The organism is Bradyrhizobium sp. (assembly GCF_016219575.1).
In the GTDB taxonomy this organism is placed as follows: Bacteria; Pseudomonadota; Alphaproteobacteria; order Rhizobiales; family Xanthobacteraceae; genus Bradyrhizobium.
Genome location: NZ_JACRMG010000006.1, coordinates 64,823 through 84,524 on the forward strand (window position 1 = coordinate 64,823; position 19,702 = coordinate 84,524).

The 19,702-nt window shown below is 64.9% G+C and carries 19 protein-coding genes; 11 read left to right on the forward strand and 8 right to left on the reverse strand.

The genetic code is table 11. The annotated features are described in order from the left end of the window. Nucleotides 1-68 precede the first annotated feature (68 nt). From HZB49_RS03895 to HZB49_RS03905, 3 genes are all read right to left on the reverse strand, one after another. Nucleotides 69-317, reverse strand: coding sequence for a transcriptional regulator (locus tag HZB49_RS03895; protein ID WP_291609181.1), 249 nt, complete (start codon nucleotides 315-317; stop codon nucleotides 69-71). A 90-nt stretch (nucleotides 318-407) separates the two neighbouring features. Then, nucleotides 408-1,418 carry an aldo/keto reductase gene (locus HZB49_RS03900; RefSeq protein ID WP_291609183.1) on the reverse strand — a complete coding sequence of 337 codons (1,011 nt, stop codon included), beginning with the start codon at nucleotides 1,416-1,418 and terminating at the stop codon, nucleotides 408-410. 155 nt (nucleotides 1,419-1,573) lie between these two features. Beyond that, the gene (locus tag HZB49_RS03905; protein ID WP_291609185.1) at nucleotides 1,574-1,996 is read right to left on the reverse strand and encodes a PaaI family thioesterase; all 423 of its coding nucleotides are present in this window, start codon (nucleotides 1,994-1,996) and stop codon (nucleotides 1,574-1,576) included. A gap of 79 nt (nucleotides 1,997-2,075) precedes the next feature. Here HZB49_RS03905 and HZB49_RS03910 point away from each other — a divergent pair, with 79 nt between their 5' ends. The 3 genes from HZB49_RS03910 (at nucleotide 2,076) to HZB49_RS03920 (ending at nucleotide 4,985) form a co-directional block, all read left to right on the forward strand. Then, the gene (locus HZB49_RS03910; RefSeq protein ID WP_291609186.1) at nucleotides 2,076-2,705 is read left to right on the forward strand and encodes a CoA pyrophosphatase; all 630 of its coding nucleotides are present in this window, start codon (nucleotides 2,076-2,078) and stop codon (nucleotides 2,703-2,705) included. A 79-nt stretch (nucleotides 2,706-2,784) separates the two neighbouring features. After that, nucleotides 2,785-3,756 (forward strand): tripartite tricarboxylate transporter substrate binding protein, encoded by a 972-nt coding sequence (locus HZB49_RS03915; RefSeq protein ID WP_291609187.1) that lies wholly within the window; start codon nucleotides 2,785-2,787, stop codon nucleotides 3,754-3,756. 146 nt (nucleotides 3,757-3,902) lie between these two features. After that, nucleotides 3,903-4,985, forward strand: coding sequence for a hypothetical protein (locus HZB49_RS03920; RefSeq protein WP_365856574.1), 1,083 nt, complete (start codon nucleotides 3,903-3,905; stop codon nucleotides 4,983-4,985). A gap of 153 nt (nucleotides 4,986-5,138) precedes the next feature. Here the strand turns inward: HZB49_RS03920 and HZB49_RS03925 are convergent, their stop codons facing one another. Further along, nucleotides 5,139-5,435 (reverse strand): hypothetical protein, encoded by a 297-nt coding sequence (locus HZB49_RS03925; protein ID WP_291609188.1) that lies wholly within the window; start codon nucleotides 5,433-5,435, stop codon nucleotides 5,139-5,141. A 204-nt stretch (nucleotides 5,436-5,639) separates the two neighbouring features. On the opposite strand from HZB49_RS03925, the gene HZB49_RS03930 reads away from it, so the two are divergent. Both HZB49_RS03930 and HZB49_RS03935 read left to right on the forward strand, forming a co-directional pair. Beyond that, nucleotides 5,640-6,119 carry a hypothetical protein gene (locus HZB49_RS03930; protein WP_291609189.1) on the forward strand — a complete coding sequence of 160 codons (480 nt, stop codon included), beginning with the start codon at nucleotides 5,640-5,642 and terminating at the stop codon, nucleotides 6,117-6,119. An 18-nt stretch (nucleotides 6,120-6,137) separates the two neighbouring features. Further along, nucleotides 6,138-7,037: a CoA ester lyase gene (locus tag HZB49_RS03935; RefSeq protein ID WP_291609190.1), complete on the forward strand. Its 900-nt coding sequence runs from the start codon at nucleotides 6,138-6,140 to the stop codon at nucleotides 7,035-7,037. A 7-nt stretch (nucleotides 7,038-7,044) separates the two neighbouring features. On the opposite strand, the gene HZB49_RS03940 is transcribed toward HZB49_RS03935, so the two are convergent. The 3 genes from HZB49_RS03940 to HZB49_RS03950 form a co-directional block, all read right to left on the reverse strand. Then, complete coding sequence (locus HZB49_RS03940; protein ID WP_291609191.1) at nucleotides 7,045-8,034, reverse strand: TAXI family TRAP transporter solute-binding subunit; 990 nt, start codon at nucleotides 8,032-8,034, stop codon at nucleotides 7,045-7,047. Nucleotides 8,035-8,251: 217 nt separating this feature from the next. After that, a complete protein-coding gene (locus tag HZB49_RS03945) occupies nucleotides 8,252-9,217 on the reverse strand; it encodes a TAXI family TRAP transporter solute-binding subunit (RefSeq protein WP_291609192.1) in 966 nt (321 codons plus the stop codon). A 25-nt stretch (nucleotides 9,218-9,242) separates the two neighbouring features. Next, nucleotides 9,243-11,276, reverse strand: a complete 2,034-nt coding sequence (locus tag HZB49_RS03950; protein ID WP_291609194.1) for a TRAP transporter fused permease subunit — start codon at nucleotides 11,274-11,276, stop codon at nucleotides 9,243-9,245. A gap of 222 nt (nucleotides 11,277-11,498) precedes the next feature. Between HZB49_RS03950 and HZB49_RS03955 the strand changes: the two genes are divergently transcribed. From HZB49_RS03955 to HZB49_RS03970, 4 genes are all read left to right on the forward strand, one after another. After that, entirely contained in the window at nucleotides 11,499-12,452 is a 954-nt protein-coding gene (locus tag HZB49_RS03955) for a TAXI family TRAP transporter solute-binding subunit (RefSeq protein ID WP_291609195.1), read from the forward strand. A gap of 109 nt (nucleotides 12,453-12,561) precedes the next feature. Continuing rightward, on the forward strand, nucleotides 12,562-14,670 hold the full coding sequence (locus HZB49_RS03960) for a TRAP transporter permease (protein WP_291609196.1): 2,109 nt from the start codon (nucleotides 12,562-12,564) through the stop codon (nucleotides 14,668-14,670). Further along, nucleotides 14,631-15,041, forward strand: coding sequence for a DUF1850 domain-containing protein (locus HZB49_RS03965; protein ID WP_291609197.1), 411 nt, complete (start codon nucleotides 14,631-14,633; stop codon nucleotides 15,039-15,041). Before HZB49_RS03960 ends, HZB49_RS03965 begins: the two co-directional genes overlap by 40 nt. A gap of 19 nt (nucleotides 15,042-15,060) precedes the next feature. Further along, on the forward strand, nucleotides 15,061-15,861 hold the full coding sequence (locus HZB49_RS03970; protein WP_291609198.1) for a glucose 1-dehydrogenase: 801 nt from the start codon (nucleotides 15,061-15,063) through the stop codon (nucleotides 15,859-15,861). 42 nt (nucleotides 15,862-15,903) lie between these two features. Here the strand turns inward: HZB49_RS03970 and HZB49_RS03975 are convergent, their stop codons facing one another. Beyond that, complete coding sequence (locus HZB49_RS03975) at nucleotides 15,904-16,686, reverse strand: hypothetical protein (RefSeq protein ID WP_291609199.1); 783 nt, start codon at nucleotides 16,684-16,686, stop codon at nucleotides 15,904-15,906. Nucleotides 16,687-16,848: 162 nt separating this feature from the next. Between HZB49_RS03975 and HZB49_RS03980 the strand changes: the two genes are divergently transcribed. Both HZB49_RS03980 and HZB49_RS03985 read left to right on the forward strand, forming a co-directional pair. Next, complete coding sequence (locus HZB49_RS03980; RefSeq protein WP_291609244.1) at nucleotides 16,849-17,610, forward strand: hypothetical protein; 762 nt, start codon at nucleotides 16,849-16,851, stop codon at nucleotides 17,608-17,610. A 159-nt stretch (nucleotides 17,611-17,769) separates the two neighbouring features. Continuing rightward, nucleotides 17,770-19,680, forward strand: coding sequence for a propionyl-CoA synthetase (locus HZB49_RS03985; RefSeq protein WP_291609200.1), 1,911 nt, complete (start codon nucleotides 17,770-17,772; stop codon nucleotides 19,678-19,680). Nucleotides 19,681-19,702 lie beyond the last annotated feature (22 nt).

Sequence of the window (19,702 nt, forward strand, 5' to 3'; positions counted from 1 at the left end):
GGGAACGGTGGGGCTCTTTGCGTTGAGGTGCCGTCGACCTCCCGCGAGCGATGAGATCCCGTTGCCCGTCAGGCCTCGGTAGCGGCCCGCTTCTTCCTCGGCTTCTTGACGGGCTCGGGCGGAAGGGCCGCCTGGGCTTCGCGATCGGCGGCCTCCTTGGCGAGCCGCAATTCCCTCAGCCGGGCCGTGTTCTTCGCAATGAAGGCGTTGCGCGAGGCGATCTCCGCCATGGCGGACCTTCCCTCCGCGGCGAGGCGATCGCGCTTTTCCTGGGCCAGTTCCTTGCGGGAACGCTCCTCGTCCGGGTTCTTGCTCAAGATCGATCCTTTACGGCTGCGGCGCGTCCCCAACAAATAATGCCTTTTTCGGCCTATTGTAAGGGCAGTTCCGCGGTTTCGACGGCACGGTTAACCCGTCCGCGCCCTCCGTCCCTCGATCGGATATGCCGGATCGTTGAACCCCGGCGTCGAGGGATGGCCGCTCGTGACGAGCCGGTCGATCAGCGCCTCGTCCTCCGCCGTGAAACGATAGTCCAGCGCGCGGATGTAGTCGTCCCACTGCTCCTCGGTGCGGGGGCCGGCAATCACGCCGGTGACGAAGGCGGAATTCAGCACCCAGGCAACCGCAAACTGGCCGGCGGTGATGCCCTTGCTCTCGGCGTGGCGCTTGATCTCCTGCGCGAGTCTCAGCGACTCCGGCCGCCACTCGGTCTGCATCATGCGCTTGTCGGCACGTCCGGCGCGCGTGTCCTTGTCCGGAGCGGCGTCCACCCTGTATTTGCCGGTGAGCACGCCGCGCGCCAGCGGACTGTAGGGCACGATCCCGAGCCCGTAATAGCCGCAGGCCGGAAAATGCTCGACCTCGGGCATGCGGTTCATTGCGTTGTAATAGGGCTGGCTGACGATCGGGCGGTCGATGCCGTTGCGATCGCAGATGTTGCAGATTTCGGCGACGCGCCAGGCGCGGTAGTTGGAAACGCCGAAATAGCGGATCTTGCCCTGGCGGATCAGGTCGCCCATCGCGCGCACGGTCTCTTCCAGCGGCGTGGCGTGATCCTCCTTGTGCAGATAGTAGATGTCGATGTGATCGGTGCCGAGCCTCCGCAGGCTTTCTTCGGCCGCCTGCATCACCCAGCGCCGCGAAAGCCCGCCGCGATTGGGATCGTCGCCGATCTGGTTGGCGAGTTTCGTTGCCAGAATCCAGCTCTGCCTGACGTTGGAAATGGCGCGGCCGACCACGACCTCGGACTGCCCGCCGTTATAGGCGTCCGCCGAGTCGATGAAATTGACGCCGGCCTCGCGCGCCTTCGCGATGATCCGCGAGGAGGTCGCCTCGTCCGTCGGCCCGCCGAACATCATGGTGCCCAGGCAAATCGGCGAGATCTTCAGGCCGCTGCGGCCGAGCTGGCGGTATTGCATCGTCTTTCTCCCTTCCTCCCTTCCTGCCTTCCCCCCTCGTGGGAGAAGGTGGCGCGTACAGCGCGTCGGATGAGGGGTCTCTATCCGCGGAGACAGACCCCTCACCCCGCTTCGCTTCGCGAAGCGACCCTCTCCCACAAGGGGAGAGGGTGCAATCACTCGCTCTTCAAGATCTTGAACACGCCGTTCGCCATGGCGAGGACGCGCTTGTCGACCGTCACTTCGGTGGTGATGAAGATCAGGCTTCGCGTTGAACGTACCACGCGGGGCCTCGAAATCAGCACCTCGCCGATCTTACCGGCCTCGACGAAGTGGGTATCGAGCTGCACCGTCGCCAGCGTCGGCTTGCCCGAGACGTGGCGGGCCGTCATGCCGCAGGTGCGGTCCGCAAACGTCATCAGCACGCCGCCCTGCACCAGGCCGCGGCGGTTGTGGTGCTTGTCCTCGGTGACAAGCGCAAACTCATGATGGCCGTCGACGAGGCGCTGCCAGAGCGGGCCGATCAGATGCAGGAATCCGCTGGTTTCGACGATGGTCCAGCCGTCGGACTTGAGCTTTGCGGCGGCCTTCTGGGGCATGTCGTTCGGTCCGTCCCCTGCATGAGGTCATGTGTTCTCCGGCATTTCATCGAACGCGGACCTGTTGTAGTCAAGCGGCATGACCCGCGTTTTCGACGATACCACCCGGCGGAAAATCGCAGAGCTTTGCGCGGGATTTTCGCGCGTGGCGACGCAAGAGGCCGCCCCTGCGCTGAAGCGGGCCGCCGTGGTGATCGCGCTCACCGAAGCCGATCGCGGCGACGGCACGGCGTTCCTGCTGACCCGCCGCGCCGAGGGGCTGCGCTCGCACAGCGCGCAATGGGCACTGCCGGGCGGCCGTTGCGACGCCGGCGAGACGCAGGTGCAGGCCGCGCTACGCGAGCTGCACGAAGAACTCGGTCTCGAGCTCGCCGAGACGGAAGTGCTGGGACTGCTCGACGACTACCCGACCCGCTCCGGCTATCTGATCACGCCGGTCGTTGTGTGGGCGGGGCCGGGCGTCTCGATCGTGCCTAATCCGGCGGAAGTCGCCTACGTCCACCGCGTCGCGCTCGACGACATCGAGCGACAGGACGCCTTCAGCTTCACCAGCATCCCCGAGAGCACCCGCCGCGTCATCCGTTTCCGCCTGCAGGACGGGCACATACACGCGCCGACGGCGGCCCTGATCTACCAGTTCAGCGAAGTGCTGGCGGGCCGTCAAACGCGCGTCGCCGAGCTGGAACAGCCGGTCTTCGCCTGGCGCTGATCCCGGCGGCGGGTTGCGCGGGGCGGGCGTTTCGGCAACCATGCTGCGCAACAAGCACAACGATGCCGGGAGTGCGCCCATGCCGATCCGCAAATGCCTTCTTGCCGTCCTGGCGGCATTCGCCGCCGCGGTCGCGCCTGCGCAGGCGCAGAATTTTCCCACCCGGCCGATCACGCTCATCATTCCCTTTGCGCCCGGCGGCAGCACCACCATCGTCGGCCGCGGCGTTGCGGAGAAGATGAGCGAACTGCTCGGCGAGAAGATCATCGTCGACAACCGGCCGGGCGCCGGCGGCACGGTCGGCACACGCGCGGTGGCGAAAAGCGAGCCCGACGGCTACACGCTCGTGCTCGGCTACACCGGCACGCTCGCGATCGGCCCCTCGCTCTACAGGAATGTCGGCTACGATCCGCGCAAGGATTTTGCGCCGATCGGCATGATCGGCAACGCACCGAATTCGCTGGTCGTGAATCCCTCCTTCGCGCCGAAAACCGTGGCCGAGCTGATCGCCTACGCCAAGGCCAATCCCGGCAAGGTCAATTTCGGCTCGGCCGGCGCCGGCACCGCCAGCCACATCACCGGCGAATATTTTGCGCGCGCCGCCGGCATCACACTGGTGCACATCCCCTACAAGGGCACGGGCCCGGCGCTGACCGATCTGCTCGGCGGCCATATTCCGATGGCGTTCGCGCCGATTCCGGCATCGCACAGCAATGTCACCGCCGGAAAGTTGCGTGCGCTTGCGGTGACCAGCACCACGCGGTCCGGACTTTTGCCCGACGTGCCGACCATTGCCGAATCCGGCATCGCCGGTTTCGATGCGTCCCTCTATTACGGCCTCGCCGCGCCTGCCGGGACGCCGCGGCCGATCATCGACAAGCTCAACAAGGCGCTGCGCGACGCGCTCGCCTCCGACGAGGTGAAACGTCAGCTCGGCAATGACGGCACCGAGATTACGCCCGGTTCGCCCGAGGACTATGCGGCGCTCATCGACAAGGACGAAAAGAAGTGGGCGCAACTCGTGAAAGCGAGTGGCGTCGAGCCGGAATAGGGCGAGACGCCGCAGCATTTGATGGCTAACTTGCCGGGTACGCTTGCTACAAGAAGCGCATGCGCTCTGGATTGATTCGTCCCGATCTTGGCCTTTTCGCTGCCCTCGCGCTTCTTGCGGGCGTGCCGTCGTCCGTCGCAATGGACATGCCCGCGCTTCCCGATTCCGTCAGCGACGCGATGGCGCAGGCCTCGCCGCAAGCCATGGCGGAATATCGTCGCAAGCTCAGGGAATGGGAGGAGGCGCAGGCGCCTTTCAATGCCTATTGGAATTCGATCGCCGAGAAGCGGCGCGGCCGCAACGCCAAGCGGCGTGCCGGACAAAAGATCACGCTCGACGATTATGTGCTGACGCATCCGCCCGTCTATACCGGGCCCAGGAAGCCGGTCGATCCATCGGCGCCTGATCGGCCGCGCAAGACGATCCCGATGGTCCCCGATCTCATCCAGGCGGCGGCCGAGCATTTCCAGTTCGCGCCGCAGCGCCCGGCAAGCGAGATCGAATTCAAGCGCGCCTATGCGCAGGTGGCCGCCGCCGCCGGGCTGACGCGCGAACAGGCTGTGCGCGTCTATTCCTTCGAGACCGGCGGCAACGGCAATTACGACATGCAGTCGGGCTATCGCGGTCCGGGCACGCGTCCGATCTCGACCGCGATCGGCTACAACCAGCTGCTCACCACCAACAGCGTCGAGTTGTTCGCCGAGCAGGGCGATGCGATCCTGAGGGCGCTGCAGGAGAAGGCCGCGACGTTGTCCGGTGCTGCGCGCAAGGCAATGGATAGCAAGATTGCCGTCACGAGGAAGATGGTCGCATTCGCCCAATCGGTGCCGGACACCTGGGCGGAGCACGAAAAGCTCGCCAACACCGAGAAGGGCTGGGCGCTGCATGCCATGGTGCTCGACATCGACGTCGGCCCGCATCTGCAGACCCACAAGCTGCTGACCTCGGTGCACTTTGCGCGCGCCAAGGGCCACGCCAGGCCACTCACCGCCGCCGAGCTCGAGATGATGAACCTGACCGGCGACGGCACCGGCCTCGACATGGTGACCATGCCGCAGGCGATGCGCGAGCAGGTGCCGACCTCCAATTTCTTCCAGCGCGGCGGCTACGAGCGCAACCCGGTCGCAAGCCGCCACAACACGGTGGCGAAGCTGCTCGCCGTCACCGACGAGCGGATGGAAGTCAACGGCCGCAAGCCCGGCGCGCAGGAACTGGCGGCGGCATTCTAGCTTGCTTCGACGCTTGCCCAAATTGTCATGCCCCGCCAAAGCGGGGCATCCAATACGCCGAGGCGGTGAATGAATTTCAGAGGTCCCGGCATACTGGATCATCCACCTTCGCGGATGATGACAGCCTTCGCCGGGCGCGCAGGGATCGCAGCCTCAATTCGCGCCGAACATGAACTTGCCATCGCCCTCGAGATAGGGGCCGGTGCGCATGTAGAGCTGGCCGTTCTGGCCGATGAAGAACAGCGTGCCTTTCGGCACCTTCTTGGCGCCCTTCAGCAGCGTGCCGGCATTGTTGGTGCCCATCTTGTAGGAAAAGGTCTTGCCTTCCTTGTCATAGGCGTAGCCGGTGTCCGGCTTCAGCTCCCAGGCCGTGGCTTGCGCGAAGGCGGAGGTGGAAAGCGCCGTCAGCGCGGTCGCGATCAAAAGGGTCCTGGTCGAAAATACAGTCATGGTCATGCTCCCCGGTCTGCAAACATACGGCGCCCCATTGCCTTGAACAAATCACGAACGATGTTATTCCGTCAATATGGCCTGCGTTCGCACTGCATCACGCGTACCTTGCCACTTTGTGATTCCCCGCATGACGCTTCGCGACTATCTTGCCGATCAGGCCAAAAGCCAATCCATTGCCCAAAACCTTACAGGATGATTCGAATGATCCCCGTCATGAAAACCTGCCTTGCCGCCGCGCTGTCCTTCATGACGCTGGCTTCGGCCGCTGCGGCCGACGATTTCAAGCTGGTCAGCAACCAGCGCATCGCCTGCGGCCGCGGCCTCGCCCCGGGCAAGCTCAACACCGCAACCTGCAAGTCCTACGCCTACCTTTTCAACACCAAGACCTCCGAATTTTCGCGCTGCCAAATCACGCTGGCGCTGACCCGAGACAACAAGGAAGTCATCAACGTGCAGGCCGACGGCAATTGCGTCAAGAAGCCGCGCATCTTCGAATCCGACTCCAGCTACTCCTTCGACGCCACCGAGACCGAGCCGCCGAACACCAATTCGTTCTTCGGCCCCGGCGGCTTCGCGGTGTGGGCCAGCGACAACACCAAGCAGAAGGTGCGCGGCTGCATCACGATCGCCTCCGGCCTTGGCACGGACGTGTCGAAATGCGTCGACATGACGTTCCAGTGAGCCACGCCTGAAGCGGCCATGCCGCCGCGCCGGCCCGCCAATCTCTGCCGTTCCTGGCTGTTCCTCGAAGGCGCCAACGAGGCGGTGCTGCAGCGCGCTGCCGGCAGCGGTGCCGACGTCCTGATCCAGGAGCTGGAAGACTTCACGCCGCCCGCGTTGCGGCCGAAGGCGCGCACGCTTGCGCCCGAACTCTACGCCGCCTGGCGCGCGGCGGGCGCCGTCGTCGCCGTCCGCGTCAATCCGCTGGAGCAGGACGGCATGGACGACCTCGCCGCCGTCATGCGCGGCCGCCCCGATATCGTGGCGCTGCCCAAGGTGGCCGAGCCGAACCACGTTGCGCGGCTGGAAGCGGAAGTATCCCGCTTCGAGCGCGATTACGGCATCCCCGCTGGCACCACCGCGCTGCTGCCGAACATCGAGCTTGCCCGCGGCCTGGTGCAGACGGGTGCGATCGCGGCCGTCAGCCGACGCACGGTCGGCTGCCTGCTGGCATCCGAAGATCTCGCCGCCGACCTCGGCGCCGAGCGGGGCAGGGACGGACTCGAGCTCGCTTATTGCCGGCAGCGATTCATCGTCGAGTGCCGCGCTGCCAATGTCGTCGCGGTCGACTGTCCCTACACGTTCAGCGATGCCGAAGGTGTCGAGCGCGAGACGCGCTGGGCGCGGCGGCTCGGCTACACCGCGAAAAGCCTTGTCGATCCCGCGCACGTTGCCGTCATCAACGGCGTGCTCACGCCCGGCGAGGACGAACTGCGGCGTGCGCGCAAGATCGTCTCCGCCTTCGAGGCGTCGCGCGCGGGCGGCGGCGGCCGCGTCGAGCTCGACGGTGCGCTGGTCGAGATGCCGGCCTATTCCAATGCAAAGCGGCTGATCGCGCGCGCCGAGGCGCTGCTTCAGTTCGAGCGTTCCGGCAATTGAGGCAGGCTCACCCGCCGACGCCCTTTTCCTTGAAATATTTCAGCGCGCCGGGATGGAAGGGTACCGGCGAGCGATCCTGCACCTGATTGTCGAGCGAAAAGCTCTCCGCCTCCTTGTGCACCTTGACGATATCGTCCTTCTTCTCGACCAGTGTCTTCGCGATGGTGTAAGCGTCCTCGTCGCTCATCCGGCTGCCGGTGACGATCAGATTCCACACCTCGGCAACGTCGCAATCGGTCCGGTAACCGGGATAGGTGCCGCCCTTGATCCGGCTCCTGCTGTAGAGCTTGCCGAATTTCTCGTTCATCTTCTCGACGATGTCGGCGTGATCGATCAGCTTCATCTTGACGCCGGTAGTGGTGGCAAGCCTGCTGATCGCAGCGGTCGGGATGCCGCCGACCCAGAAGAACGCGTCGATCCGGCGGTCGATGAGGGCGTTGACGGATTCGGCGACGCCAAGCCGCTCGCGGCGCATGTCCTTGTCCTTGTCGAGGCCGATCACGTCGACGGCGCGCGAGGCCATGATCTCCGTGGCGCTGCCGGGCGAGCCGGTCGAGACGCGCTTGCCCTTGAGGTCGGCGAGCGTCTGGATTCCCGTGCCCTCGATGGTCACCACATGCATGCGATTGGGATAGACCACGAGCAGCGTTCGTAGCGCGACCTTGTTGTTCCGGAACTTGTCCTGGCCCAGCATCGCATCGGCGGCCGCATCGGCCATGGTGAAGCCGAGATCGCTCTGGCCGGTTGCGATCAACTTGATGTTGTCGACCGAACCGCCGGTCACCTCGACGGTGGCGTGCAGGTTGGGCAGGGCTTTTGCCAGCACGTTGGCGACCGCGCCGCCGAGCGGGAAATACACCCCGGACGGATCGCCCGTGCCGATCGACAGTTGCTTTTGTTTTTGCTCGGCCTGCACGATGCCGGCCAGCGCCACTCCCGCGGAAAGCGCCAGGGCGAGGGCGGCGGCCGCCTTCTTCATGGTCTTCGCTGATGCCATGTTCGCTTTCTTCCAGACTGCCTGAGCGCCGGACGGGGCGGCATCCATGTTCCGGCCGGCTGCAATAGGCATGCCCGAACTCAGACTGGGGCTCGATTGCGGCCTATTGACGCCTGTTTGGACAACGGTGGCAAGGGCCGTCGCCGCGGCGGTCGCAAGGAAATGACCGCGGTCCCGGGGAGCCGCGGTCATTCAAAAGCGAAATGAACAGAAGGCCTTAGCCGCCGATACCTTTCTCCTTGAAGTATTTCAGCGCGCCGGGATGGAAGGGGATCGGCGAGCGGATCTGCACCTGGTTGTCGAGCGAGAAGCTCTCGGCCTCCTTGTGTACGGCGACGATGTCGGCCTTCTTCTCCACCAGCGTCTTGACGATGGCGTAGGCGTCCTCGTTGCTCATCTTGTCGCCGGTGACGATCAGGTTCCAGACCTCGGTGATCGAATTGTCCTTGTCGTAACCGGGATAGGAGCCTGCCTTGATCTTGCCCGGCGAATAGAGCTTGCCGTATTTGGCGTTCATCTTCTCGGCCAGGTCGCCATGGTCGATCAGCTTCAGCTTGACGCCGGGCGTCGCTGCGAGATCGGTGACGGCGGCGGTCGGAATGCCACCGACCCAGAAGAAGGCATCGATCTTGCGGTCCTTGATGGCGTTGACGGATTCGGAGACGCCAAGCCGTTCGCGCTTCAGATCCTTGTCCTTGTCGAGACCGGCCGCTTCGATGACGCGGAATGCCATGACCTCGGTGGCGCTGCCGGGCGATCCGGTCGAGACGCGCTTGCCCTTCAGATCGGCCATGGTTTCGATGCCGGAGCCTTCCACGGTCACGACGTGCATGCGGTTCGGATACACCACGAGCAGCGCCTGCAACGGCACCTTGCCGCTCTTGAACTTGTCCTCGCCCTTGAGCGCGTCGAGCGCGGCGTCCGCCATGGTGAAGGCAAGCTCGCTTTTTCCCGCGCCGATCAGCTTGAGATTGTCGACCGAACCGCCGGTGACTTCGGCGGTGGCCTGCATGTTGGGAAGGTTTTTCGAAAGCACGTTGGCCACCGCGCCGCCGAGCGGGTAGTAGACGCCGCCGGTGCCGCCGGTTCCGATTGACATGGTCTTCTGCTGGGCATGGGCTGCGCCCGCAAGGGCGAGACCAGCGGAAATCGTCATGGCCAGTATGGCTACCGTCTTCTTCATTCTTTTCATCCTCGATCGCTTCCTACTAGGTTGTGAGCGCCGGCCGCGTTGGCGGCCGTGTTCTCGCCTGCCATAGCACTACACCGAGACCGATGATCAGGCCCGGCAGATAGGTGTAGCTGATGTCGCGCCCGATCAGCCATTCGACGATCGCCTCGATCAGGCTCGGAAATACCAGCAGCAACCCCGATAGCAGAAGCAGGCCGCGCTCGATCGGCGTATTTTGTCGCAGCGCCCAGTTCTGGGCACAGGCCGCCAGGGCCATCAGGCCGAAGGTGGTCTTGATCGTAATCTCGACGATGTCGACCCATGAGCCGCCCTTGGGGATGTTCAGCAGCAGGCCCGCGCCTTGCGGATCCAGCACGAACACGAACGGCACCAGGAAGGCGGGCAGCGTGTATTTCCAGGATTGCAGCGTGGTCTTGTAGGGATCGCCGCCGGTGATCGCGGCGGCCGCAAACGGCGACAGCGCGGTCGGCGGCGACACTTCCGACAGCACCGCGTAGTAGAAGATGAACATGTGGGCGGCGTAGTCGGGCACCCCCAGCTTGATCAGTGCGGGCGCGGCGATGACGGCACAGATGATGTAGGACGCGGTCACGGGAACGGCGAGGCCGATGATCCAGACGATCAGCGAGGTGTAGATCGCGGTCAGCAGCAGACTGCCGCCGGCATAGCTGATGACGATCGAGGAGAATTTCAGCCCCAGTCCCGTCAGCGTCACGACGCCGACGACGATGCCGGCGCAGGCGCAGGTGGTCGCGGCGTTGAGTGCGCCGATCGAGCCGTCAGCGAGAGCCTTCACGAGCTTTTTCGGCACCAGCGCAGTCTCCTTGCGCAGGAAGCTCAGCGCAAAGGTGACGGCGGTGGCGTAAAAGACCGACAGCGTGGCCGAATACCCGACCATCATGAACACGACCACGGCCAGCAGCGAGATGAAGTGGAAGCCGTAGCGCATCGTCATCTGGCCAAGCGTCATGTCGGGCTTGAATGAAACGTCCCTGGCGCCAAACTTCTTGGCGTCCAGCTCCACCATGATCAGCAGCGACAGGTAGTAGAGACAGGTCGGAATCGTCGCCATCCAGATCACGTCGAGATAGCTGATCTTGAGAAACTCGGCGATCAGAAACGCGGCCGCGCCGAGCACCGGCGGCGACAGGATGGCGCCGAGACCGCCGGCCGCGAGCAGGCCGCCGGCGGCGTTCTTCTCGAAGCCTGCCTTGGCCATCATCGGATAGGCCACGGTGCCGATCATGACGGTCGTGGCGACGCCGGATCCGGAGGGGCCGCCGAGCAGGAACGACGACAGCACCACGGTACGGCCGGCGCTGTTCGGCTTGCCGCCCATCAACGCAAGCGAGAAGTCGATGAAGAATTTTCCTGCGCCGGAATGCTGCAGGAAAGCGCCGTAGATCGTGAACAGGATGATCAGCGTCGCGGACACGTCCACCGCGACACCAAAAATGCCTTCGAGGGTGATGAAGAGATGGCCGACCAGCCTCGACACGTCATAGCCGCGGTGGGTCCAGGGCGCCGGCAGATGCGGACCCAGCATCGCATAGGCGATGAACAGCAGCGACACCACCGGCATGATCGCGCCGGTGGTGCGGCGTGTCGCCTCCAGCAGCAGAACGATGAAGACGATACCGACGATCACGTCCCAGCGGTCGGGCAGGGTGGCGCGGTCGGTGAAGTCTTCACCGCCCCACAGCGCATAGCCGATGGTCGCAACAGCAACGATGCCGGGCACGACATCCCACCAGCGCACGCGGTTTCGGAAGCGCGTCGCCAGCGGAAACAGCAGGAAGCTCAGGATCAGGGTGAAGGCGACGTGGGTGTAGCGCAGTTCCTGGGTCGGCACGATCGCGTAGGCCGCATAAAGGTGGAACAGGCTCATCGCAACCGCGATCGCGGTCGAGATCCGTCCGGGCCATCCCATCAGCCGGTTGGCGGCGCCTTCCTCGGCTTCGACGAAGGCTTCCGCCTTCTGCAGCGCCTCGTCGGAGACGGCGACGATCTCGTCGTCGGGCTTGCCCTGCGATGGTTGGTTTGCCGCCATGCTCCCCCCAAAAGCTGAGGGCCTCGGCCGGCCCCTCTCGGAGCGCATTGACCCTACTTTGGGCAATCGTGGCAAGAGGCTTGCGGTTGGCAACCTTCAGACAAGGCGGAACCGGAGTGCCTTGCAGAAAAGCCGGCCGGCCCTTCGCCGGCCGGTCATGTGAAGCGGTTGACCGCGGCCCCCCGTGCAGTCAATTTCCGGCACATTCCTGGGGGGATTCGAATGCCAATTTGCACGAGACTCGCCGCGCTTGCGATGGCTTCCGCCGTCCTGCTGCCTGCACCCGCCGCCATGGCGCAGGGGTTCATCAACATCCTCACCGGCGGTACTTCCGGTGTCTATTATCCGCTCGGCGTGGCGATCGGAAAGATTTACAGCGACAGGATTCCGAACGTCAAAACCCAGGTGCAGGCCACCAAGGCCTCGGTCGAGAATCTCGTGCTGCTGCAGCAGGGCCGCGGCGAACTCGCCTTCACGCTCGGTGACTCCCTGAAGGCGGCCTGGGACGGCGACGAGGAAGCCGGCTTCAAGAGCAAGCTCGACAAGCTGCGCGCTATCGGTGCGATCTATCCGAACTACATCCAGATCGTCGCCACCGCCGAAAGCGGCATCAAGACGCTGGCCGACCTCAGGGGCAAGAGCCTGTCGGTCGGGGCGCCGAAATCCGGCACGGAACTGAATTCGCGCGCGATCCTTTCCGCCGCCGGGATGACCTACAAGGATCTCGGCAAGGTGGAATATCTGCCCTTCGCCGAATCCGTCGACCTCATGAAGAACCGCCAGCTCAATGCGACGCTGCAGTCGGCGGGCCTTGGGGTTGCTTCGCTGAAGGATCTGAGCACGGCCAGCCAGATCATGGTGGTGTCGGTGCCCAGGGCGGTCGTCGACAAGATCGGGCCGCCTTTCGTTGCGGCGACCATTCCCGCCAACACCTACACCGGCCAGGACAAGGATGTGCCGACCGCGGCAGTGATCAACTACCTCGTGACCTCCTCGGCGGTGTCGGATGACCTTGCCTACCAGATGACCAGGCTGATCTTCGAATCGCTGCCGGAACTCGTCAACGCGCACGCCGCCGGCAAGGAGATCAAGCTTGAGACCGCCGCCGGCGGCAGTCCGGTTCCGCTGCATCCCGGCGCGATCCGCTTTTACAAGGAAAAGGGCCTGATCAAGTAATCGGGCCCGCCATGTCATGCCTGGGCTTGCCGCCGTAGCTTTAGCAAAGGCGGCCAGCCCGGCCACGACGAATCAGGGATATAAGCGGGCGGGGGCAGGGGAACGCGCCATGCAGCAGGCCGAGGCAACGGAAGGTCCCGTCAAGGTCGAGTTCGGCAATTTCGAGCACGGGTTTCCGGAAGGGTTCGGCCCCGGCGTGTGGGGTCGTCTCGCCTATGCCGTCGGCATCCTGTTTGCGCTGTTCCAGCTCTATGTCGCAGCCTTCAACTATTTTCCGAGCCAGGTGGTGCGTGGCGTCCATGTCGGATTCCTGCTGCTGCTCACCTTCGGCCTGATCGGCAATTTTGCCGCGAGGACCGATTTCGGCCGCGCGGTCGCCTGGATGACCGGCGCGCTCGGTTTCGCCTGCGGGCTCTACCAGTGGATATTCTATGCCGACCTGATCGCGCGCGACGGCGATCCGACCCATGCCGATCTCGCGGTCGGCACGTTGCTTGCGATCCTCATCTTCGAGGGCACGCGTCGCCTGATGGGGTTCGCGCTGCCGCTGATGTGCGGCGCGTGCCTGCTCTACTGGTTCTTCGGCCAGTATCTGCCGGCGCCGTTCAACCATCGCGGCTATGACTACGACCAGGTGGTCACGCATCTGTCGTTCGGCACCGAGGGATTTTACGGCGTGCCGATCTACGTGTCGGCGACCTACATCTTCCTGTTCATCCTGTTCGGCTCGTTCCTCGAACGCGCCGGCATGATCCAGCTCTTCACCGATGTCTCGCTCGGCCTGTTCGGCCGCACCCGCGGCGGACCTGCCAAGGTCGCGGTGTTCGCCTCCGGCATGATGGGCACGATCTCCGGTTCCGGCGTTGCCAATGTCGTGACCGTCGGCCAGTTCACCATTCCCTTGATGATCAAGTTCGGCTATCGCCGCGCCTTTGCCGGGGGCGTGGAAGCCACCGCCTCGATGGGCGGGCAGATCATGCCGCCGGTGATGGGCGCGGTCGCCTTCATTATGGCCGAGACGCTCGGCGTGCAGTATTCGGAGATCGTCAAGGCGGCGGTGATCCCGGCCGTTCTCTACTTCGCCTCCGCCTTCTGGATGGTGCATCTGGAGGCCGGCAAGCACGGCCTTGTCGGCATGAAGAAGTCGGAGATCCCGAGCGCCTGGAAGGCGCTGGTGGCGCGCTGGTATCTCGTGCTGCCGCTCGCCGCGCTGGTCTACATGCTGTTCGAGGGCTTTACGCCGCTTTATGCCGGCAGCATGGGCCTTGCGCTCACCGTGGCGTTGATCCTCGGTGCCTCCATCACGCTCGGTTTCTCCGGTACTGCGCTTCGCTACATCTTCTGGATCGGGCTTGCGCTGGTCACCGCCGCCGTGTCGCGCAACGGGCTCGAGATCGTGCCTGTCGCCGGCGTCGTCGGCCTGTTGATCTTGATCGCGTTGATCTCGCGCGGCGGCCGCAGCACGCTCTCGGCCTGCCGGGACGCGCTCGCCGACAGTGCCAAGTCGGCGCTGACCGTCGGCATGGCCTGCGCCATCGTCGGCACCATCATCGGCATGATGACGCAGACCGGCGTCGGCACCATCTTCGGCACCTGGATCATCGGGCTTGGCGCCAAGAGCCTGTTCCTGGCGCTGGTCATGACCATGCTGCTGTCGATCCTGCTCGGCACCGGCATTCCCACCATCCCGACCTACATCATAACCGCGGCATTGGCCGCGCCGGCGCTGGCCAAGCTCGGCGTGCCGCTGATCGCGAGCCACATGTTCGCGTTCTACTACGGCATCATGGCCGACCTCTCGCCGCCGGTGGCGCTCGCAGCACTCGCGGCAGCGCCCATCGCCAGGGAAAACCCCGACAGGATCGGCTGGGAGGCGATGCGGATTGCGCTCGCGGGCTATGTCATTCCCTTCATCTTCGTCTACTCGCCGGCCCTGATGCTGCAGGCCGGCGATCCCGTGGCTGCCAAGCTCGGCTTCTACGGCGCGGTTGCGCTGGCGACGCTGAAGGCGCTGGTCGCCATCGGCCTGTTCGGCGTGGTCGCCATCGGCTTCCTCTTCGTCCGCTTGCACTGGATCGAGCAGCTCATTGCTTTCATTGCCGCACTCTGCCTGCTCGGCGAATTCCAGTACAGCGACACCGCGGGGTTCACGCTCGCCGTCCTCGTCGCGCTCTGGCAATGGCGGCAGCGCTCGCGCAACACGGTGGCGCCGGCTTGAGCCTGTGCCTCGCCTCTGCCGGCGCCGTGAAGGCACTTGCCATCACAGCCTTCACCCTGGTCTGGACCCATTCGATCGAGAAGGTCGAATGGCAGGAAGATTGGCGTATCTCCCCTGATGGCCTCGAACTGGTCGAGGCGCGCGTCAAGGGCACGGGTGCCGGCATGGAGCCGCCGCCGGAAGCGCAGCTTGCGGAGGGGTGGTTTCGCTGGAAACCCGCGCGCCCCGCCATGGGCGAAGTGACGCTCGGCAATTCCGGCGCCGCCGGCGAATGGCGGTTGTGCGCGGACGGCAAATGCCGGACGCTGTCGGATATTCTGGGCCGGCCGGTCGGGGCCGACGCCACGGCCATGCGCGCGTGCCAACCATGACAACAACTGGGAGAATTCGATGAACCGGCTCAAGGGCAAGACCGCGATGGTGGTGGGCGCAGGCTCGATCGGACCCGGCTGGGGCAATGGCAAGGCGACCGCGGTGACCTTTGCGCGCGAGGGCGCGCAGGTGTTCTGCGTCGACCGCAACGGCGCCGCCGCGGAGGAGACCGTCAACATCATCAAGTCCGAAGGCGGCAAGGCGACGGCGTTCACCGCCGACGTCTCGCGCGCCGCAGACGTCGAGGCGATGGTCGCGGCCTGCATGAAAGCCTACGGCCGCATCGACGTGCTCGACAACAATGTCGGCATTGCGGAAATGGGCAGCGTGGTCGAGGTGAGCGAAGCGGAATGGGACCGCGTGTTCGCCGTCAACCTGAAGAGCGCGTTCCTGGCGATGAAGCACGTCATCCCGGTGATGCAGAAGCAGGGCGGCGGCTCCATCATCAACATCTCCTCCATCGCCTCGATCCGCCATCTCGGCATTTCCTATGTCACCTACGGTACCTCGAAGGCCGCGATGAACATGATGACGCGCACCACGGCCGTGCAGTTCGCGCGCGACCATGTCCGCGTCAACGCCATCCTGCCGGGCCTGATGAAGACGCCGATGGTGGAGCATTCCGCGGGGCTGGCCGCCAGCTATTCCGGCGGCGACGTCGAGGCGATGTGGCGCGCCCGCGACGCCCAGGTGCCGATGGGGCACATGGGAGACGCATGGGACGTCGCCAACGCCGCGCTGTTCCTGGCATCCGACGAGTCGAAATACATCACCGGCATCGAACTCGTCGTCGACGGCGGGATCACGGTGAAGAGCTGAGCCTGAGCGTGATCCCGCAAAGCAGGATCGGTCACGTGCCGATCAGATGAGAGGCGATTGCGACAGCGCCAGGATGCCGCCTGCGAACGCGTGCCAGGCGTGGGTGGCGCTGATCGGCAGGTTGAGCAGCTTCACCGCCACCAGCACGATGCCCCCGACCACATAGACCGCATGCGGCCGTCCGCGCGTGCGCCAGTCGTGCACCATCGCGACCACCAGCAGGAGATAGGCGACGAAGGCGGGCGGAATTGTCACCGCGACCGGCGGCGGGCCGGGCGGCCCGGGAGGCGCCAGGAAGGTCAGGAACCAGCGTGCGACGGCCGCATCGAGAATCGAGATGCCGGCCAGCAGCATCAATCGCTTGTGCACCTCCGGCCGGCGCACCATGGCGATGCCGGTCGCAAGGACCACGGCGAAGAACAGGATGCCGCTCCACGGCACGATCGCGAACGCGATCCCTGCATCGGTCTGGCCGACCGCCGCCGAGCGCTGCATCGAGGTGACGCCCGCCAGGAATCCGAAGATCGTCATCGCAGTCGCCAGCGACACGCCGATCAGCCCGACGGAGCGATGCCGTTCGGTCTGGCCCGATACCGGAAGCCACGCCTGGTATACGAAGTACAGCGACCAGGCAAAGAACACGATGCCGTGGACGTGGACTGACGGCGGCGCCGAAAACTTTCCTGTCGCGAGCGGCAGGAAAAAGGTCGGAGCAAAGCCCAGGAAAGCGACGGCCGCGCAGGCCAGCGCCATGTGAAAATAAAAATGCCGCGCAGGCGACGCCACTACGGCGCTTGCGCGACGATCATCGGTAAGCGTTGTCATAGGGTTTGAGTCTTTCGAACTTGCAATAGGTTCATCGATTTTTAGCGGTCAATTTCCGTTCTTTTCAGTGAGCTGGATCACGATGACCCTTGCGTGCCATGCTTCTGCCGGAATCTGCCGCTGTGCGTATTCGCCGCTGGTTGTTACGATCGGTCGATGTCGATGGCGTGCAGGATTGCCGGAAGGATTGTGGTGGTCGCGTTGGCGCTGTTCGCGCCGGCGCATGCGGCATACGCCGCCGGTGCCGAGCCTGGCAAGCAGCTGCAGGCCGATCCGGCACCCTGTCTTGCGGCAGCGGCGGTTAACGACGACGACAGGATCGCCTCGCTGTGCAGCACGCTGCTCGACAACGACAAGACAGCCAAGCCGGACCGCATCAAGGCGCTGATCGCGCGCGCCGGCGTGTACGAGCGCAGAGCGGCTCTCGACGCTGCGATCGCCGACTATGATTCGGTGCTGTGGCTCGATCCGACGCTCCCCGACATCTTCAATGCCCGCGGCGAGCTCTGGCGCAGGAAGGGCGAGCGGCCCCGGGCGGTCGCGGATTTTGGCGCCGCGTTGAAGCTCAACCCGGATCATGCCGCAGCCAGGGCCAACCATAGATCGCTGGCGCAGGAGCTGGAGCGGGCCGGCGTGCTGAAGGCCGTCGCCGGCAAGCCGAGCTTCAATTGCGCCACCGCGCGCCTTCAGGTGGAAAAGGCGATCTGCGCCAGCCCCCTGCTGGCCGATCTCGACCGCGAGATTCACGGGTCTTATGTCCGGGCGGTCCAGCAGGCCCGGGACCCGCGCGACGCGCGTACGACCAGGCGCGAGCAGGAGCAATTCATCGCCAGCCGCAACGCGCAGTTCGGCAAGCCCGGCTACGACCTGCAAAAGGCCATGCGCGAGCGCCTGCAGCGGATCAACGGGGTAGATGGATACTGACCCAGTAGCCCAATAGCCTAACGTCGCAGCCGTTTCGGCTTGAAACCCAACGCCATCCCGTGACAATGACGGGCAAGAAAATGCGTCTGAATTGATCCCGATCATGGCCGGACGCGCCGCGGCCGTTCAGCTGTCCGGGACATCGGAGGGAGCGAGCCCATGAACATTCACGAGAAAAGCCGGTATCACGAAGTCCACGCGCGCTCGCTCAGGGATCCCGAGGGCTTTTGGGCGGAAGCGGCGCGGGAGATCGACTGGATCGAGCCGGCGAAGAAGGTCTTCGATCCCTCCATCGGCGCCTATGGCCGCTGGTTCACCGGTGCAGTGGTCAATACCTGCCATAACGCGCTCGACCGTCATGTCGCAGGCGGCCGCGCCGATCAGGTCGCGCTGATCCACGATTCCCCGCTCACCAACAGCGTCACCAGATTCACCTATGCCGAGTTGCTGGCCGAGGTGAAGGCGCTCGCCGCCATCATGCAGGATTTTGGCGTGGCGAAGGGCGACCGCGTCATCCTCTATATGCCGATGGTGCCGGAAGCCGTCGTGGCCATGCTCGCCTGCGCGCGCATCGGCGCGGTGCACAGCGTGGTGTTCGGCGGCTTTGCCGCCAAGGAGCTCGCCACCCGCATTGACGACGCCAAGCCGAAGCTGATCTTTACCGCGAGCTGCGGCATCGAGCCCGGCCGTATCGTGCAGTACAAGCCGCTGCTGGACGAGGCGATCGAGCTTTCGAGCAGCAAACCGTCCGCCTGCATCGTCCTGCAGCGCCCGCAACACGGCTGCGGTCTCATCAATGGCCGCGATCATGACTGGGCGACGCTGCGCAGCAACGCGATCGCCGCGAAGAAATCGGCGGATTGCGTGCCGGTGCTCGCCACCGACCCGCTCTACATCCTCTACACCTCGGGCACCACCGGCATCCCGAAGGGCGTGGTGCGCGACAATGGCGGGCATCTGGTCGCGCTGAAATGGTCGATGTTCAATCTCTACGGCGTCAAGCCGGGCGAGGTGTGGTGGTGCGGTTCCGACATCGGCTGGGTGGTCGGCCACAGCTACATCGTCTACGGCCCGCTGATCCATGGCGCGACCACGATCATGTATGAGGGCAAGCCGGTCGGCACGCCCGATGCAGGCGCGTTCTGGCGGCTGATTGCCGAGCACAAGGCGGTGGCGCTGTTCACGGCGCCGACCGCGTTCCGCGCCATCCGCAAGGAGGACCCGGAAGGCAAGTTCATCCGGCAATACGATCTGTCGAAATTCCGCACGCTGTTCCTGGCCGGCGAGCGCGCCGATCCGCCGACGGTGGAATGGGCGGAGCAGCAATTGAAGGTGCCTGTCATCGATCACTGGTGGCAGACCGAAACCGGCTGGTGCATCGCCGGCAATCCGGTGGGGCTCGGCATGCTGCCGGTCAAGCACGGCTCGCCGACGGTACCGATGCCGGGCTACCAGGTCGACGTCGTCGACGAGGCGGCCAAGCCGGTGCCTGCGAACACGATGGGTTCGATCGTCATCAAGCTGCCGATGCCGCCGGCCTGCCTTCCGACGCTGTGGCAGCAGGAGGAGCGCTTCAAGGAAGCCTACCTCACCGAATTCCCCGGCTACTACAAGACCTCGGATGCCGGCTACAAGGACGAGGACGGCTATGTCTGGGTGATGGGTCGCACCGACGACATCATCAATGTCGCCGGCCACCGCCTCTCCACCGGCGGCATGGAGGAAATTCTCGCATCGCATGCGGACGTCGCCGAATGCGCCGTGCTCGGCATCAAGGACGCGATCAAGGGCGAGGTGCCCTGCGGCTTCCTGGTGCTGAAGGCCGGCGTGACGCGCAAGCCCGCCGAGATCGAGAAGGAGATCGTGGCGCTGGTGCGCGAGAAGCTCGGGCCCGTCGCCGCCTTCAAGCTCGCCATCACCGTCGGTCGCCTGCCGAAGACGCGCTCGGGCAAGATCCTGCGCGGCACCATCAAGAAGATCGCCGACGGCGAAAGCTGGACCATGCCGGCGACGATCGAGGATCCCAAGGTGCTCGACGAGATCGGCGACGCGCTGAAGGGCAGGGTGTGAGGGGCCCCGTCGTTCCCCCGGC